The organism is Hydrogenophaga sp. ANAO-22 (assembly GCF_042466645.1).
In the GTDB taxonomy this organism is placed as follows: Bacteria; Pseudomonadota; Gammaproteobacteria; order Burkholderiales; family Burkholderiaceae_C; genus Hydrogenophaga.
This window is the reverse complement of the sequence record NZ_CP159956.1, coordinates 2,641,653-2,657,101: the sequence shown is the minus strand read 5'-3', so window position 1 is coordinate 2,657,101 and position 15,449 is coordinate 2,641,653. Positions and strand designations below refer to the sequence as shown.

Genomic DNA, 15,449 nt, shown 5'->3' with positions numbered 1-15,449 from the left:
GTAGGAACGGGAACGCGCTCAGCCGAGGCGATACCGTCGCTTGAGTGCAGCGAGCCGGTCTGCGTGACGCTCGATCGAGCGAGACGCGCGCCAGCTCTGCTGCATCAGGACGAACACCAGCACCAGCAGCCCGATGGCCACGCTCGAGACAGCAGCGATCAGCGCCTTTTTCGGGGCGCTGGGCCGTTTGGGGAGCGTGGGCGGCTGGACCAGGTCTTCATTGGAGAGGCCCAGCATCTTTTTCTCGACGGCGTGCATGGCCGTCTGTATGCGGACCAGGTTGGACGAAATGCTGGCAACCGATTCCGCGAGCGCACCGGTGTTCGTGCCGGCGGTGGGGGTTTCAAGCAGCTGTTGCGCCGTCTTGCTGGCCGCAGTGAGTTCCGTGATCTGCTGCTCCAGCATCGTCTTCTCGGCGCTCAGGCGCTGGAGTTCCACATCCCGGGGCTTGGAGTCGGCATACAGCATGTTCAGGATCTCCTGGGTCATGCGGTTGGCCGCTTGCGGCGAATGCCTGGACACCTTCAGGGTTACCAGCTGCGTGCCGCGCACGACGGATGTCGACGTGTCGTGCAGCAGATCCTGGCGGGCGTCTTCGGCCTCCTCCTCGCTGAGCTGGTCGAGATAGCCCAGGTTCTTCAGGGCCCCGTCCAGCACGTGGGCGGCGGTCATGTTCGCGGCGATTGAGCCATCTGCCTTGATGATGGCCGTGCTTTCATATTGCTCCGGGAGCAGGTGCGCGAGGCCGTAGACGATGGCGCCACCCAGCAGGGGCCACAGGATCAGCCACTTCAGGTTCTCGGCCAGCGTGAGCAGGACGTCCAGCACATCGATGGAGTCGTCGTCGCTGCCTCCCTCGATTTGAGCAGCCTGGGGCGGGGTGACGCGTTCGGGGGACATGGGGTCGAGAGGGGATCGTGGTGGCATTCAGGATTTCTGGTTTCTGTGGGCAGTTGAAAGGCTTCAGGCCGCTTCGTAGTGCGAGGTGATCCATTGCCGATAGGCGCCGCTCTGCACATGGGCCACCCAGTCGCCGTGCTCAAGGTACCACTGCACGGTCTTGCGGATGCCGGTCTCGAAGGTTTCGGCAGGCTTCCAGCCGAGCTCGGCTTCCAGCTTGCGGGCATCGATGGCATAGCGCCTGTCGTGACCCGGGCGGTCTTTGACATGGGTGATCTGGGTGGTATACGAAGCACCGTCGGCGCGCGGGCGCAGGTCGTCGAGCAGGGCGCAGATCGTGTGCACGATCTCGATATTGGGCTTCTCGTTCCAGCCCCCCACATTGTAGGTCTCACCCACCCGACCGGCTTCGAGCACGCGTCGGATCGCGCTGCAGTGGTCCTTCACATACAGCCAGTCGCGCACCTGCATGCCGTCACCGTACACCGGCAGGGGTTTGCCCGCGAGCGCGTTGACGATCATGAGCGGAATGAGCTTCTCGGGGAAATGGAATGGCCCGTAGTTGTTGCTGCAGTTTGTGGTCAGCACCGGCAGACCATGGGTGTGGTGCCACGCGCGCACCAGGTGGTCACTGGCCGCCTTGCTGGCGGAATAGGGGCTGTTCGGCTCGTAGGCATGGGTTTCGTTGAACGCCGGGGCGCCGGGTGCCAGGCTGCCATACACCTCGTCGGTGCTCACGTGCAGGAAGCGGAAGTCGGCCTTGTGGGATGCGGGCAGAGCCGACCAGTGGGTGCGCACCGCCTCCAGAAGACGGAAGGTGCCCAGGATGTTGGTCTGGATGAAATCCTCTGCGCCGTGGATGGACCGGTCCACGTGGCTTTCGGCCGCGAAATGGACCACCGCACGGGGCCGGTATTCGGTCATGAGCCGGCTGACCAGCGCGCTGTCGCCGATGTCCCCCTGCACGAAGCGGTGCCGGGCGTCCCCCTGCAGGCTGGACAGGGTCTCGGGGTTGCCCGCGTAGGTGAGCTTGTCAAGGTTGATGACCGGCTCGTCGTGGAGCGCCAGCCAGTCGAGCACGAAGTTGGCGCCGATGAAGCCGGCACCACCAGTAACCAGAATCATAAGTCTTCCTTGAGGTGGGAGTCGCTGGGCACCCGCTCTCGGCACCTCGGCCAGCATTATCTTCCATTGCATGGCCACCAGTTTTCGGAAAAACCTGCCCTGATACGCAAAGTGACACAAAAAGAACAGGCGCTTTCAAACGCCAACAGAAAGCGTCCACATGATCCCGCTCATGATTAGAAAACTCCCCCACCAGAATCGCCGGGTCAATCGTTCCTTGAGCACAACTGCGCTGCCCAAGGGAACCAGCACATAGGCGAGGGCGGCGAATGGCATCAATTGCGACAGTGCCATGGTGCGCAACACCAGCACGGCCAGCAATACCGAGAGCAGTTGCAACACGATGCCCATCGACAAAAGGCGAAAACCCGTCGCGGAAACGCCGTTTGATGACGCACGTTTCATCAATATCTGAGCAGTGCTGCTGCTGAAAACAGCCGCGATGCACATGGCGAATTCACCGAGGGTCATTTGATTCGGCGCCGCCGGTGGACAGAAAAATTCCCGCAACCAGCAATGCAATTCCAAAAAAATAGCGCTGGCTCAATACTTCATTGAATAGAAATGCGCTGGCCACGGGCGTGAGAACGTAGATGGACGCTGTCCACGGATAGGCGGCGGAGAGTGGCAAGGTTCGCAGGCTGCCAAGCCAGCACAGCATGCTCATCCCCGATGAGAACAGGCCCCACCACATGGCCACATTGAGCACGAAGCCCTGCACCAGGCCCGGGTGCCTGTGGGCATGGAGGCCGGCGCTCTTGAAGAGCAGCTGCGCACCCGTCATCCAGACAATCATCCCCGCCAGCAGCAGCCAGGCGGTGCGGCGTTTTCTGGGGGACAGGTCGTTCTGCAACTTCAGCGCTGCGCCACGATCAGGCTTTGCCCGCAGGCGATCTGGCGGACCAGTGGCAGTCTCTCGACCCAGCCGCCCATGCTGTTCAAGGGCCGTGCCATCCAGTCTGGGCAGAACATCGGCACCAGATTGATCACCGAGCTCTGCCGCACTTCGAAGCCCGCCGACGTCAACCAGCCTTCGATCGTCATCGGCAGAAACGAGCGCTCTTCATGCTCGATGTGGTAGCGCGAAAACTTCTCGAGGACCTTGAGGACAGGGTTGAAGCCATTGGGCTCGAGCACGATGATGGTGCCCTTGAAGCCCGACAGGGCGGCGATAGCACGTGCCGGGTCCGGCAGATGGTGCAGCACGCCCCGGAGCACGATGACGTCGAAACGATCGCCATCCAGCAGGTCGCCCAGTTCGTAGATGTTGCCGGTGGCAAAGCGGATGCGGTCGGCCACGCCCGCCGCCTCGGCGCGCCGTGATGCGGCCTCGATGGCCGCCGCCGCAGGGTCGACGCCCAGCACGGATTGCACATTTAAATCCGCGAACATAACGGTGTACGCACCGTCGCCACAACCCAGATCGAGCACGCGTTTGCCGCTGAATGGATAGGCCGCGGAGATGCCTTCGGTGATGCGCCCATTGGCAAGCTTCGAAGACAATTGCTCCGCCGTGTACGCATAGGAGCCGGTGGCTTTCACGTCGGCATCGAAACGATTGACGTTTTCTTTGGTATTGGGTGTGTTTGTCATGTTAATTGTGCAGTTTGATGCCAAAGGCCAGCATGTTTCCAACGCTCAAGGCTAGTGTGCGATCTGCCAATCCCATTTTTTCCAGCAGGCGCAGGATGGCCTTCTTGATGGGCGTGGGCAATGGGGTCAGGCGGAGCCAGTAGCGCAGAGGGTAGGTATTTCGAATGGGCTGAATTCTTATCGATGCGAAGCCCGCCCTTTCAAACAGGCTCAACAGGGAGCGGGGACTGAACAGTTGCAGGTGTTCGATGTCGATGATGGGCGATCGCAGGCCGAGCAAACGATTCAACGGCGCGCGCCAGTCGTGCACCACCACGGCGAAAGCCCCGCCATCCTCGAGCAGGCGATACGCGGTGTCAGCGAGCGACCGGGGGTCGGCAACGTGTTCCAGTGTCATGAAGGAACAGATGAGGCTGGGCTGCTCGCCCGCCAGCATCTCCGGAGAGAACATTCCCTCGCGCAACATCGCCTGGATATCCGGCGGCGCTGCCTCGATCGCCGCCCGCGAGGGCTCGATCCCGATCACGGGAGAAAAGCCCTGCGCCATCAGCCAAGGCAGCAGGGGGCCGCTTCCGGCGCCCACATCCACCGCCGCATGGCGCCCCTTCAGCTCGACGAGATGCGGGGTCAAGGCGGCAGCGTAGCTTCTGGCGGCGGCCAGCGCCTCGGGGTTCGAATCGAAATCCGCCTCCGCGTACGCCTCTTCGAGGAACGCCGGGGCTGGCGGCGCGGGCGCATATACCAGATCGCATGAGGTGCATCGCACGAGCCTCAGGCACATGAACTCCGGCGGCTTGCGCGAGGCGTACGTCAGCCCGCTGATCTGTTCGGCGTTGATGCGCTCATCCGCGAAGTGGTCCGACGCCCGTCCTCCGCACACAGGGCAGGGGCGATCTGCGCCAGTCGAGGGCAGGCTGCTCATGCATTCCTCTTGGGATCTGCGGGCAGCAGCTCGCCCCGCACCACGAGGTTGCGGCGAATGAACGCCGGGCGCGCCTTGGCCTCTTCGAAAATCTTGCCGATGTACTCCCCAAGCAGGCCAATGCCCAGGATCGTGAACGAGCCGAAGAACATCACAAGCAGTGAAATGAAGGTGATCCCCTGCGGAACGGACTCGGGTGCGGTGATGCGGATGAAGATGGCAATCAGGGCGAGCAGCACCGTGGCCACGCACGCCATTCCGCCCAGGGCGGTGAGCAGATGCAGCGGCATTCGGGAGAAGGAGAAAATCCCCTTCTTCGCCCAGCCGATGTTCTTGATCCAGTTGTTGGTGCTCACGCCAAACATGCGCTCCGGGCGCACATAGTCGACGCCGACCTGCGTGAACCCCACGTACGCGCGCAGCCCTCGCAGGAAGGCATCGCGTTCCTGGCATTGGAGCAGCCAGTAGACGACCTTGCGGTCGATGAGCGAAAAATCCCCGGCGTTCTTGGGCACGGGCACTTCGCTCATGGCAGAGAAGACTCGGTAGAAACCGCGGTAGCAGGCCTCGACCCAGTACGGCATCTCCCGTTTGACCCGTCGCCCGTAGACGACCTCGGCGCCCGCGCGCCACTTTTCCACAAACGCCTCGATCAACTCGGGGGGGTCCTGCAGGTCACCGTCCAGCAGGACGCAAGCCTCCTTGCTGGCCAGTTCCATGCCGCTCTTGAATGCCGCCTGCGATCCGAAGTTGCGCGAATGGGAGATGCCGATCACCCGTGGGTCGGTGGCGCTGATCTTGCGGATCACCTCTTCCGAATCGTCGGGAGAGCAGTCGTTGACGAAGATGATCTCGTAGTCGATCCCGAGCTTGACGAACGTGGCCGCAAGCCGCGCATGCATGATCGGGATGGCCTGTGCGTCCTTGTAGCAGGCAACGATCGCCGAGACGGCGTTCTGCGACGAACGTCCCGGCGCCTTTTTGCTGAGCTTGAAGAAGTCCACCTGGGGCCGTTGGTCCTTCCACCATGCCTGTGTGCGCCTCAGGCCGTCGGCCAGCGTCACACGGGGCTCCCAGCCCAGAAGACGCCGCGCCTTCGTGGGATTCGCGTACCAGCGGTCGGTATCCCAGGCCCTGCCCGCGGACGGGGTGAATTGGGGAACGGCGCTGAGCTGGAAGAGGTCCCGCACCAGCGTGGACAATTCCTTGAGCGAGGTCTGGACGCCCGTGCCGATGTTCAGCGACTCGCCCGCGAGCGCGGGCCCCATCTTGAGCGCGGTGTCCGCGAACGCCTCCACCACGTCGTCGATGTAGATGAAGTCTCGCGTCACCTCGGGCTTGGCGAAAGGAGGCAGTTCACCCCGCAACGTGTGGTCGCACACGGTGGGAATCAGGCGCGAGCTGTCTTCGTAAGGCCCGTAGACCGAGTACAGCCGGAGATTGACCACAGGAACGCCGCGAACCTTGCCGAAGTAGGAAATGGCGGCATTGGCCGCGACCTTGCTCACGGCGTAGTGGCTGTTGGGCAGCGGCGGCGCCTCTTCATCGGGCCCGGCCGAATTCAGTCCGTACTCTGACGAGCTTCCCGCGTGGACGTAGGCGTTCAGGCCCAGCGGCTCGACCTCTTCCAGCAGACGAATGAAGCTCGTGTAGTTCGTGGAGTGAATGCGTTCGTGGTCCTTCTCGAAGGAGTAGGCCCCGAACGAGGAGCAATCGAACACCGTCTTGGGCCTGAACCTGTTGAAGAGCGAGCTGGTGCTGACGGGATCCTGCAGATTGAGGAAGGCGGTGTTGGCGGACGGAACGCCTTCCAGGCGCCAGAGGTTGCCGGAGAACACCGTGCCCACCACATCGCTGCGCACGGCCAGCAGCTGGCGCAAGAGATTGGCGCCAATGAACCCGCTGGAACCGATCACCAAGATGGGGCCGACAAGGCTCTTGAGTTTGTCTTCTGTATTCATGCCGGTGCCGCGATCATCTGACGGACGGAGGCTACATCCAGCCCACATTGCGCCCGGTGGAAACCCTGGGAGCCGAAGCGTCCCGTTGGGTACCCGAGGGCGGGGCGATGAACGAACGCCTGGCAACCGATACCGCGTTTCGCGATGCTGAATGACAGGTGCATGCCCAAACCGCCGTGTGCCACATGCTCTTCGATGACATACAGTGGGCCGTTCGCCACCTGCTGGTGGAAGGCGTCGGGAATGGCGGCCTCGTCGAATTCGCAGACGGCCCACACAGCCGGCCGCTGCTCTTCGGGAACATCCTGCAGGGCCTGCCATGCCACGCCCGCAAGGGGTCCGAGGGCCGCGAGCGCGCCCCGGCGCCCCGGCAGGATCTGCCGCCACGCGCTGTAGGCCGGTGCCACGGTGCCCGAGGGCCGGGCGTCGTAGCCAAGGCGCAGGTAGGTGGGCTGCGTGAAGCGACCCATGAGAGTGCGCAGATCGTCATCGAATGCCGGCACGATCACCCGGACCCCGAGAGCCCCCATCGCGCTGCAATCTTCGAGCGCGTGGTGGGTGGGACCCATGTGACCGTATGCATACCCTCCCCCGTTGCCAACCAGGCAGACGGGAAGGGCACCGAGGCAGATATCGTTGCGAATCTGTTCAAAGGGCCGGGCATAGCAGAAGGGCGCGATGCTGTAGACGATGACGCGCAGGTTCTCCCGCGCCAGGCCGGCGGCGACGCCCACCATGTTCTGCTCGGCCACGCCCGCGTTGACGAACCGGCTGCCAAACGCCTGCTGCACCTCTTCAAGCGCCATGAAACCCAGGTCGCCGGTGAGAAAAAAGCAATCGTCGGTGTTGTGGTTCTCCAGCACCGCTGCGGCAAATGCCTTCCTCATGATGCGTTTCCTTTTCCCATGAGCGTGTCTCGAGCCGCGAGGTACTGTTCCGATGTCAGCGGGAGGTAGTGGGATTCCAGGCGGTCTTCGAAGTGGAGGCCCTTGCCCTTGACGGTATCCAGTATCAGGACCACAGGCACACCTGGCCCGGGGGAGTGGAGTGCCTCGGCGATGGCGGCCGGATCGTGGCCGTCCACGTTGCGCACGTGGGCGCCGAATGCTGCGACGCGCGGGCCGAGGTCTTCGCAGGAAATGACGTCTCTGGTGCGACCAAAGCCCTGCAGCCCGTTCTGGTCAATCAGGATGGCCAGATTGTCCAATCGCTGATGGACGGCGAAGGTGAGTGCTTCCCAGCAGCTGCCTTCCTGCCACTCGCCGTCCGAGCACAGGCAAAACACGCGCTGCGATGTGCGACGGTGGCGCGCCGCGAGCGCCAGCCCGGCCGACAGCGACGGCCCGTGGCCCAGGGAGCCGGTGGAAAACAGGAGGCCAGGGATGCCGCCGCCGCTGGGGTGGCCGGGCAGCACCGAGTCGTCCAGGGTGAAGGTGGACAACGCCTCGTCAGACAACTGTCCGAGGCTCCATAAGGTCGCGTACAGGGCGCCGGCGGAATGTCCCTTGGAGATGACGAACCGGTCGTCTGCCTGCATCACCAGGTGATGAAGCGCCATCAGTGCGTCGATGCTCGAGAAGTTGCCACCAATATGGCCCGCGTTTGCCTCGTGATGCATCTTCAGCAGACGCAACTTGGTGTCAATCAGAAGGTTGTCGAAGGAATTTTTCATTCAGCGCCCTGGGGCCTGTGGATGGACGATACGAGGCTGCACAAAGGTGTGAGGAAACCGTGCGCGTGGATTAGGTCACCGCGAGACCGGCCGCTCGCGCCGGTCGCTGCAGGCCTTGAACACGCGGGGAGGGTCGAGCGGCTTGTACAACTTCTGCTCCCGGGCATCAGCATACCCCCCCGCTCCTGGCGCGGTGTGCCACGTCGATATAAGTTCGAATTGTTCCGAAAAGCTGGCGCCGTAGCTCGTCACCACCGCGGTGGGCAGGCTTCGTGGCCCGGACTCCTCGACAAGAAGCCATGCGCGAGACAGCAACTCACACGACACCAGCGCAAGCGCGGCTTCGGCCAGCTTCTGGCTTCCCGGATACCCCCCACCGTCCAGGCTTGGCCGATGCTCTTGGCCTGCATCGCATAAAGAACCCCGGGGGACTGACCCGTCAGATCGATCACCGGCGTTCCTGGAGCAATGCCCGCATTTCTTGCGGCTGATTTGACCACGTTTACATAGTCGGCAAAACCGGCGGACAACACGAGCGAAGCGTTGTCTTCGCCCGCCACGGCCACAACGGTGTCGTTCAGCCGGAGTGGCTGTGGTTGCCGGTACGGGTTGTTGAGCCCGGTCTGCATCAAGAGCGCAGCCAGCATCTGCGTGGCAAACACCAGGGGCAGCGCGAAACCCCATCCGCTTCGGGCCTGCGCAAGCGGGCCGAGCAGGACGATGCCCCCGAGCAGCCAGAACATGCACACGAAGCCCGCACCCCACCAGTAGTTGCCATTGGTGCCGAAGGCGTATACATGGGGCATGACGAGGAACAGGAGGGCCAGCGACAGGTGGTAGGGACGCAGGTACTCTGGGAGCCGTTCGCGCATGGCAATCAGCAGAAGGGCGACGGATGCGAGAACGATGGACCAGATGACCATGCCCTGGAACTCGCCAAAACCGGCAGAGCGCGTGATCACGCCACCTGCGATGGCCATCGTGATCGCGAAAAAGACGCCGGATGACAGCAGCGCCACGCCCTTCCACAGCGGTTTCTGCAGCAGCGCACACCAAGCCCCGACGAAGGCGAGCGTGGTGGTCAGCAGGATGGCCGGCTTTTCGTTCCCGCCAAGGTAGAAGGTGTCCAGACGGAAACTCTTCGCGGGTGTGTGGCCCGCGCCCAGGTGCGCGTAGAACGCCAACCCAGTCTGTAGCCGGCGGACGAACCCTTGGATCGAGCCGTCGATGACCCAGGCGGACGTGAAGAGCAGCCCCCCGGCCACGGCCACGGCCAGGCAGAGAAGGCGGAAGGAGAACTTCTTCGACAGCAGGAGGAAGATCAGCGCGCTGACCGCCAATGCCAGCGCCGTGCTGGGCTTAGACATGAATGAAAGCCACCCGCCCACACCGATCAGCACCCATCCCAGGACACTCCTGGGCGTGGGGCGCGAGTCGGCCAGGACCATGCCGATGGATGCGATCAGGAGCGACTTGAACGTCAGCGCGTTGTAGCTCGGCGTGGTGAGCCAGAGGGACAGGACCACCAGCGACGTGACAGAAAAGCCGGCGCTGACGATGAGCACGGTGGAGAGGCTGCGCGTCTTTCCTGCGGTGGCATCGTGCAGGACCAGCCCCGTCAGACACCAGGACAGCATGAAGACCGCGCCCATATTGAACTGGCGCAGCGCCAAGATGTCGCCACCCAGCGCGCGATACAGCGGGTGATAGATGAAGCCGAACTGAGTCATGGACCAGTCGAACAGGAAAGGATTGGATATCCAGACGAGATAGAAGCTCTCGTCCGTGAAGTCGAAACCGTATCGGGCTTGGTGCAGCATCCAGACTAGGAACACGCCGGTTGCCACGGCGGAAAGCGCCAGCAGCACCCGTTCCGATGCCGACGTGACCGCCAGCGGTTGTTGGCTCGCACGAGCGTCTCGCATGTTAAGTGCCCGCCAAATGTCGCGCCATGCCTGTCACGCCCTGAAAGTGCAAACGACAGGCACGGCTGGTCTGCCAATGCGCGGGCTTCGGAAGCCGTCGCGGGCTCAATGGCCGTGTGAAACGGTCTCGCCCGCCCTCAGGCGGTACACCGTGCCGCAATACGGGCATTTCGCCTCGCCCGTGACAGCCACGTCCAGGTAGACCTTGGGATGGCTGTTCCAGAGCTTCATGTCGGCCAGCGGGCTGGGGCAGAACACGCCGCCATGGGCGTTGAGGTCGGAGGCCTTGAGTTCGACGGCTGCTTTGCTCATGGCGTGTTCCTCAGACCTTGGCCAGCCAGTGGGCGTACTTGGGGTTGCGGCCGTTGACGATGTCGAAGAACGCGCTCTGGATCTTCTCGGTGATGGGACCGCGGCTGCCCACGTAGTCGCCCTTGCCCAGCTCGATGCGGTCGAGTTCGCGAATCGGGGTGACTTCGGCCGCCGTGCCGGTGAAGAAGGCCTCGTCGGCGATGTAGACCTCGTCGCGCGTGATGCGCTTCTGCACGATCTCCAGGCCCAGGTCCTTGGCGATGTGGAACACGGTGTTGCGGGTGATGCCGTTGAGCGCGCCGGCCGAGAGGTCGGGCGTGTAGATCACGCCGTTTTTCACCACGAAGATGTTTTCGCCCGCGCCTTCGCTCACGAAGCCGCTGGAGTCCAGCAGCAGGGCCTCGTCGTAGCCCTCGTCGGTGGCCTCCATGTTGGCCAGGATGGAGTTGCTGTAGTTGCTCACCGCCTTGGCCTGCGTCATGGTGATGTTGACGTGGTGGCGGGTGTAGCTGCTGGTCTTCACGCGGATGCCGCGCTTGAGGCCTTCGTCGCCCAGGTAGGCGCCCCAGGCCCAGGCCGCGACCATCAGGTGGATGGTGTTGCCCTTGGGCGACACGCCCAGCTTCTTGTCGCCGATCCAGGTCAGCGGGCGCAGGTAGCAGCTCTCGAGCTTGTTCTCGCGCACCACGGCCTTCTGGGCCTCGTTCACCTCGTCCTGCGTGAACGGGATCTTCATGCGCAGGATCTTGGCGCTGTTGAACAGGCGCTCGGTGTGTTCCTCGAGCCGGAAGATCGCGGTGCCGCCCTGGGTGTTGTAGGCGCGCACGCCCTCGAAAGCGCCACAGCCGTAGTGCAGGGTGTGGGTCAGCACGTGGATCTTGGCGTCGCGCCAGTCCACCATCTGGCCGTCCATCCAGATCTTGCCGTCGCGGTCGGACATCGAGGGAACGATGGGGCTCATGTGGGGGTCCTTGGGTTGTTCGTGGGGCAGTCCGGCTGCCAAACCCATGATTTTACGGTGTCGGGCTGCCACCCTCCGGTGCCGCCGGGGCCTCATCCGTGGCGGGTCGGTGCAGCTTCCAGCCCTGCAGCTTGCCGTTGAGGAATTCCGCCGTCACGGTCGAGTCGCCGTTGTCGCGCCAGCGGTAGACCTCGGGTTGCACACTTTCTTCGGACAACCGCTCGCCCAGCGAGCGGGTCATGGCCATCACGTGCATCAGGGTGACGCCGGGCTTGAGCTTGGCGTTGAGCATCACGGCGCTGTCCACGTAGCCGATGGGGCGGTCGGACGCGCGCTTGAGCACGGTCATGAGGCGGGTGAAGTGCAGCAGCAGCCACATGGTCAGGCCGCCGCCGACAGCGGCCACCCCGGGCCAGCCGTAGGTGCGGTGGGACAGGTACAGCAGGCCCAGGCCGGCCGCGAGGTAAAGCAGTTTCTGGAATCGCATAAAAGGGATTGTCGTTGCTGGCCGGGGCGGGCCGTTTGCGGCAAGCACGGATGGCCCGGCTCAGGCCAGGCTGCGCGCCAGTTCCATGGCTTCCTCGATCCGGTCCACGCCGTGCACCGTGAGGCCCTCGAAGGCCTTGTCGTTCTTGCGCGGCAGGTTGGCCTTGGGCACCACGGCCACGCTGAAACCCAGCTTGGCGGCTTCCTTGAGTCGGTCCTGGCCGCGTGGCGCGGGGCGCACCTCGCCCGCCAGGCCCACCTCGCCGAAGGCCAGGAAGCCCTTGGGCAGCGGTTTGCCGCGCAGGCTGGAGGTGATGGACAGCATCACCGCCAGGTCGGCCGCCGGTTCGCTGATGCGCACGCCGCCCACCGCGTTGACGAACACGTCCTGGTCCATGCAGGCCACACCCGCGTGGCGGTGCAGCACCGCCAGCAGCATGGCCAGGCGGTCGCGGTCCAGGCCGACCGACAGGCGCCGGGGGCTGGGGCCGCCGCTGTCCACCAGCGCCTGGATCTCCACCAGCATGGGCCGCGTGCCCTCCAGCGTCACCATCACGCAGCTGCCGGGCACCGGCTCGGAATGCTGCGAGAGAAAGATCGCGCTCGGGTTGCTCACACCCTTGAGGCCTTTTTCCGTCATCGCGAACACGCCGATCTCGTTCACCGCACCGAAGCGGTTCTTGATCGCGCGGATCAGGCGGAAGCTGCTGTGGGTGTCGCCTTCGAAATACAGCACCGTGTCCACCATGTGCTCGAGCACGCGCGGGCCGGCCAGGGCGCCTTCCTTGGTCACGTGGCCGACCAGCACGATGGCCGTGCCGCTGGCCTTGGCCGCGCGCGTGAGGTGGGCCGCGCACTCGCGCACCTGCGCCACCGAGCCCGGGGCCGAGGTGAGCTGCTCGGAGTACACGGTCTGGATCGAGTCGATCACCGCGATGGCGGGCCGTGTCGCGTCCAGCGTGGCCAGGATCTTCTCGAGCTGGATCTCCGCCAGCACGCTGACCTGCGAGCCGTCCAGCCCGAGCCGGCGCGAACGCAGGGCCACCTGGGCGCCGCTTTCCTCGCCGGTCACGTAGAGCGTCTTCAGGCCGGCGCGCTGCAGCGAGTCCAGCGCCTGCAGCAGCAGCGTGGACTTGCCGATGCCCGGGTCGCCGCCGATCAGCACCACGCCACCTTCCACGATGCCGCCGCCCAGCACGCGGTCCAGCTCGTCGTGGCCGGTGGGCGTGCGCTGCACGTCGGTGGCCTCGATGTCGGCCAGGGTGGTGACCTCGGCCGTCTTCGCCAGCGAGGCGAAGCGGTTCTTGGCCGGGGCGGTCGATTCCGCGACCGATTCGACCAGGGTGTTCCAGGCGTTGCAATGCGGGCATTTGCCCAGCCACTTGGGGCTGGTGCCGCCGCATTCGTTGCAGATGTATTGGGTTTTGTCTTTGGCCATGGTGCCGGGCAAATATAGTCGACACCCTCATGTCCTCACCTGTTCCCGCCGCCGCCCTGCAAGTGCTGCCGCCTGGCGCGCAAGCGCTGTCGGCCGCCGCGCGCGCCTACAACCTGCAGCTCACCCGCGTCGACAAACTCAAGCGCCAGCTGGCCGAGATGGACGCGCTCGCGCAGCAGCACCGCCAGGAACGCCACCGCGCGGTCGACCCACTGCGCCGGCAGCTGGCCCAGGACCAGCGCGCGCTGGCCCTGGCGCTGGACGGTCACCTGCAAGGCAAGCTGCTGAGCCGCGTGCAGGCCGACACCGCGCGCGCGCTGCTGTGCCGCCTGGTGCGCCCCCTGGCCGAAGCGGGGGACGCCGCGATGCGCGAACTGCACGACCGCCACGGCCCACGCACCCTGGCGCAACTCCAACAGGACTCGGCGGATGCGCTGCGCCAGCGCCTGGAGGCGGTGCTCGGCGAACCACTGGACGACGAGGGCCAGAACCTCAGCGCCGAACAACTGCTGCGCGCCGGCATGGAGCGCCTGCGGCGTTCGCAGGCGGATGCGCAGCAGCAACGCCGCGAGGCCGCGCAAGCCCGGCGCGAACGCAAGAAGCCTGGCGCCGCGGCGCGCCAGACCGGGCAGCACGATGCCGACACTTTGCTGCGCCGCCTGTTCCGCCAGCTCGCCAGCGCCCTGCACCCCGACCGCGAGACCGACCCGCAGGCGCGGCTGCGCAAGACGGCCCTGATGAGCGAAGCCAACGCCGCCTATGAAAAACGCGACCTGGTCGCGCTGCTGCAGATCCAGGCCCGCGCCGAACTCGCCGACCCCGCTGCCGGGCAGCAGCTGTCCGACGAGCGCCTGGCCTCGCTCACCCTCTTGCTCAAGGCCCAGGTAGCGGCGCTGGAGCGTGAGCGCGCCGCGCGGCAGAGCGCGCTGGCCGACGAGTTCGATCTGCCAGAGGGCGTGTCAACCAACGCCAACACCTTGTTGCAGAGCCGGATCGATGAGACGCGCGCGCTGGAAGGCGCCTTGGCTCAGCTGGCGCGCGACCTCGAGCAGGCGGGCGATCCCTCGCGGCTCAAGCGCTGGCTCAACGCGCAGCGCGATCTGGCGTGAACCCCTGAATCAGTTCCTGCACGAGCTCCGCCGCGGGCACATCCCGGCAGCCACTTGCGTTCTGACCCGACCACAGCGGTGAGAAGTCGCCGCTGCCCTTGGCCTCCCAATGCGCGCGCAGCGGCGCCATGGCCGCCGTGGCCAGCGGGAACGCCGGCGCGACCGGGTTCATGGGGCCGAGCTCACGCATCACGCGGTTGACGATGCCGCGCGCCGGGCGACCGGTGAACAGGTGGGTGAGGGCGGTGTGGTGCGCCGCCTCGCTCTGCAGCGCCGCGCGGTGCAGAGCGCTGGTGGTGGCTTCGGGGCAGCACAGAAAAGCCGTGCCCACCTGCGCGCCCGAGGCGCCCAGCGCCATGGCCGCGGCCACGCCCGCCGCATCGGCAATGCCGCCGGCCGCGATCACCGGCACGCCCACGGCCGCCACGATCTGCGGCAGCAGCGCGAAAGTGCCGGCCTGCGTCGTGAGGTCGTCCGTGAGGAACATGCCCCGGTGGCCGCCGGCCTCGACGCCCTGGGCAATGATGGCGTCCACGCCGAAGGCCTCCAGCCAGCGCGCCTCTTCCACCGTGGTGGCCGAGGACAGCACCACGCTGCCCCAGCCCTTCACGCGGTCCAGCAGGTCCAGGTCGGGCAGGCCGAAATGGAAGCTCACCACCTTGGGCCGGAAGCGTTCGAGGATGTCGGCTGCCGCGCGGTTGAATGGCACGCGGCCCGGCCCGGTCGGCACGGCATCGATGTCCAGCCCCGCTTCGCGGTAGTAGGTGCCCAGCCAGGCGCGCCACGCCGCTTCGCGCGCTTCGTCGGCCTCGGGCGGCGCGTGGCAGAAGAAGTTGACGTTGAATGGCCGCTGGGTGCCGGCGGCCAGTGCCGTCAGCTCGCGGTCCATCGCCTCGGGCGAAAGCATGGCGCAGGGCAGGGAGCCCAGCGCGCCCGCGTTACTCGCCGTCACCGCCAGGGCCGCGCCCTGCACGCCCGCCATCGGCGCCTGGATCAAGGGGTATTCCGTACCGAGCAGGGCAGTGAGTGCGTTCATGCGCGCATT

At 65.2% G+C, this 15,449-nt stretch carries 16 protein-coding genes; 1 reads left to right on the top strand and 15 read right to left on the bottom strand.

Going from position 1 to position 15,449, the window contains the following annotated elements:
• Positions 1–18 precede the first annotated feature (18 nt).
• The 14 genes from ABSY19_RS12810 to radA all read right to left on the bottom strand — a co-directional run bounded on the left by ABSY19_RS12810 (position 19) and on the right by radA (position 13,295).
• Positions 19–900, bottom strand: a complete 882-nt coding sequence (locus ABSY19_RS12810; protein WP_382163222.1) for a Wzz/FepE/Etk N-terminal domain-containing protein — start codon at positions 898–900, stop codon at positions 19–21.
• A 63-nt stretch (positions 901–963) separates the two neighbouring features.
• Positions 964–2,025, bottom strand: coding sequence for a dTDP-glucose 4,6-dehydratase (gene rfbB, locus ABSY19_RS12805; protein WP_382163220.1), 1,062 nt, complete (start codon positions 2,023–2,025; stop codon positions 964–966).
• Positions 2,026–2,160: 135 nt separating this feature from the next.
• Positions 2,161–2,496 carry a hypothetical protein gene (locus ABSY19_RS12800; RefSeq protein ID WP_382163218.1) on the bottom strand — a complete coding sequence of 112 codons (336 nt, stop codon included), beginning with the start codon at positions 2,494–2,496 and terminating at the stop codon, positions 2,161–2,163.
• A complete protein-coding gene (locus ABSY19_RS12795; RefSeq protein ID WP_382163216.1) occupies positions 2,483–2,878 on the bottom strand; it encodes a hypothetical protein in 396 nt (131 codons plus the stop codon). Before ABSY19_RS12795 ends, ABSY19_RS12800 begins: the two co-directional genes overlap by 14 nt.
• Positions 2,879–2,880: 2 nt before the next feature.
• Positions 2,881–3,618 carry a class I SAM-dependent methyltransferase gene (locus ABSY19_RS12790; RefSeq protein ID WP_382163214.1) on the bottom strand — a complete coding sequence of 246 codons (738 nt, stop codon included), beginning with the start codon at positions 3,616–3,618 and terminating at the stop codon, positions 2,881–2,883.
• 1 nt (position 3,619) lies between these two features.
• Positions 3,620–4,540, bottom strand: coding sequence for a class I SAM-dependent methyltransferase (locus ABSY19_RS12785; RefSeq protein WP_382163212.1), 921 nt, complete (start codon positions 4,538–4,540; stop codon positions 3,620–3,622).
• Positions 4,537–6,501, bottom strand: coding sequence for an NAD-dependent epimerase/dehydratase family protein (locus ABSY19_RS12780; protein WP_382163210.1), 1,965 nt, complete (start codon positions 6,499–6,501; stop codon positions 4,537–4,539). The genes ABSY19_RS12785 and ABSY19_RS12780 overlap by 4 nt, the downstream gene beginning before the upstream one ends.
• On the bottom strand, positions 6,498–7,388 hold the full coding sequence (locus ABSY19_RS12775) for a transketolase family protein (RefSeq protein ID WP_382163208.1): 891 nt from the start codon (positions 7,386–7,388) through the stop codon (positions 6,498–6,500). Before ABSY19_RS12775 ends, ABSY19_RS12780 begins: the two co-directional genes overlap by 4 nt.
• Positions 7,385–8,173: a transketolase gene (locus ABSY19_RS12770; protein ID WP_382163206.1), complete on the bottom strand. Its 789-nt coding sequence runs from the start codon at positions 8,171–8,173 to the stop codon at positions 7,385–7,387. Before ABSY19_RS12770 ends, ABSY19_RS12775 begins: the two co-directional genes overlap by 4 nt.
• A 248-nt stretch (positions 8,174–8,421) precedes the next feature.
• On the bottom strand, positions 8,422–10,098 hold the full coding sequence (locus ABSY19_RS12765; protein ID WP_382163205.1) for a hypothetical protein: 1,677 nt from the start codon (positions 10,096–10,098) through the stop codon (positions 8,422–8,424).
• A gap of 105 nt (positions 10,099–10,203) precedes the next feature.
• Complete coding sequence (locus tag ABSY19_RS12760; RefSeq protein ID WP_382163203.1) at positions 10,204–10,410, bottom strand: zinc-finger domain-containing protein; 207 nt, start codon at positions 10,408–10,410, stop codon at positions 10,204–10,206.
• A gap of 10 nt (positions 10,411–10,420) precedes the next feature.
• A complete protein-coding gene (locus ABSY19_RS12755) occupies positions 10,421–11,371 on the bottom strand; it encodes a branched-chain amino acid transaminase (protein WP_291116073.1) in 951 nt (316 codons plus the stop codon).
• A gap of 52 nt (positions 11,372–11,423) precedes the next feature.
• Positions 11,424–11,858 (bottom strand): glycerate kinase, encoded by a 435-nt coding sequence (locus ABSY19_RS12750; protein ID WP_382163201.1) that lies wholly within the window; start codon positions 11,856–11,858, stop codon positions 11,424–11,426.
• A gap of 60 nt (positions 11,859–11,918) precedes the next feature.
• Positions 11,919–13,295 carry a DNA repair protein RadA gene (gene radA / locus ABSY19_RS12745; protein WP_382163199.1) on the bottom strand — a complete coding sequence of 459 codons (1,377 nt, stop codon included), beginning with the start codon at positions 13,293–13,295 and terminating at the stop codon, positions 11,919–11,921.
• A 29-nt stretch (positions 13,296–13,324) separates the two neighbouring features.
• Here radA and ABSY19_RS12740 point away from each other — a divergent pair, with 29 nt between their 5' ends.
• Positions 13,325–14,404 carry a hypothetical protein gene (locus tag ABSY19_RS12740; RefSeq protein ID WP_382163197.1) on the top strand — a complete coding sequence of 360 codons (1,080 nt, stop codon included), beginning with the start codon at positions 13,325–13,327 and terminating at the stop codon, positions 14,402–14,404.
• Here ABSY19_RS12740 and ABSY19_RS12735 read toward each other — a convergent pair.
• Complete coding sequence (locus tag ABSY19_RS12735) at positions 14,379–15,440, bottom strand: NAD(P)H-dependent flavin oxidoreductase (RefSeq protein ID WP_382163195.1); 1,062 nt, start codon at positions 15,438–15,440, stop codon at positions 14,379–14,381. The genes ABSY19_RS12740 and ABSY19_RS12735 overlap by 26 nt on opposite strands.
• Positions 15,441–15,449: the final 9 nt, after the last annotated feature.

Bases quoted from the DNA above. Each gene is read 5' to 3' on its own strand.
- ABSY19_RS12810 (WP_382163222.1), bottom strand. From the start codon at position 900: ATGTCCCCCGAACGCGTCACCCCGCCCCAGGCTGCTCAAATCGAGGGA.
- ABSY19_RS12770 (WP_382163206.1), bottom strand. From the start codon at position 8,173: ATGAAAAATTCCTTCGACAACCTTCTGATTGACACCAAGTTGCGTCTG.
- ABSY19_RS12750 (WP_382163201.1), bottom strand. From the start codon at position 11,858: ATGCGATTCCAGAAACTGCTTTACCTCGCGGCCGGCCTGGGCCTGCTG.
- rfbB (WP_382163220.1), bottom strand. From the start codon at position 2,025: ATGATTCTGGTTACTGGTGGTGCCGGCTTCATCGGCGCCAACTTCGTG.
- ABSY19_RS12785 (WP_382163212.1), bottom strand. From the start codon at position 4,540: ATGAGCAGCCTGCCCTCGACTGGCGCAGATCGCCCCTGCCCTGTGTGC.
- ABSY19_RS12740 (WP_382163197.1), top strand. From the start codon at position 13,325: ATGTCCTCACCTGTTCCCGCCGCCGCCCTGCAAGTGCTGCCGCCTGGC.
- ABSY19_RS12735 (WP_382163195.1), bottom strand. From the start codon at position 15,440: ATGAACGCACTCACTGCCCTGCTCGGTACGGAATACCCCTTGATCCAG.
- ABSY19_RS12755 (WP_291116073.1), bottom strand. From the start codon at position 11,371: ATGAGCCCCATCGTTCCCTCGATGTCCGACCGCGACGGCAAGATCTGG.
- radA (WP_382163199.1), bottom strand. From the start codon at position 13,295: ATGGCCAAAGACAAAACCCAATACATCTGCAACGAATGCGGCGGCACC.
- ABSY19_RS12800 (WP_382163218.1), bottom strand. From the start codon at position 2,496: ATGACCCTCGGTGAATTCGCCATGTGCATCGCGGCTGTTTTCAGCAGC.
- ABSY19_RS12775 (WP_382163208.1), bottom strand. From the start codon at position 7,388: ATGAGGAAGGCATTTGCCGCAGCGGTGCTGGAGAACCACAACACCGAC.
- ABSY19_RS12780 (WP_382163210.1), bottom strand. From the start codon at position 6,501: ATGAATACAGAAGACAAACTCAAGAGCCTTGTCGGCCCCATCTTGGTG.
- ABSY19_RS12765 (WP_382163205.1), bottom strand. From the start codon at position 10,098: ATGCGAGACGCTCGTGCGAGCCAACAACCGCTGGCGGTCACGTCGGCA.
- ABSY19_RS12760 (WP_382163203.1), bottom strand. From the start codon at position 10,410: ATGAGCAAAGCAGCCGTCGAACTCAAGGCCTCCGACCTCAACGCCCAT.
- ABSY19_RS12790 (WP_382163214.1), bottom strand. From the start codon at position 3,618: ATGACAAACACACCCAATACCAAAGAAAACGTCAATCGTTTCGATGCC.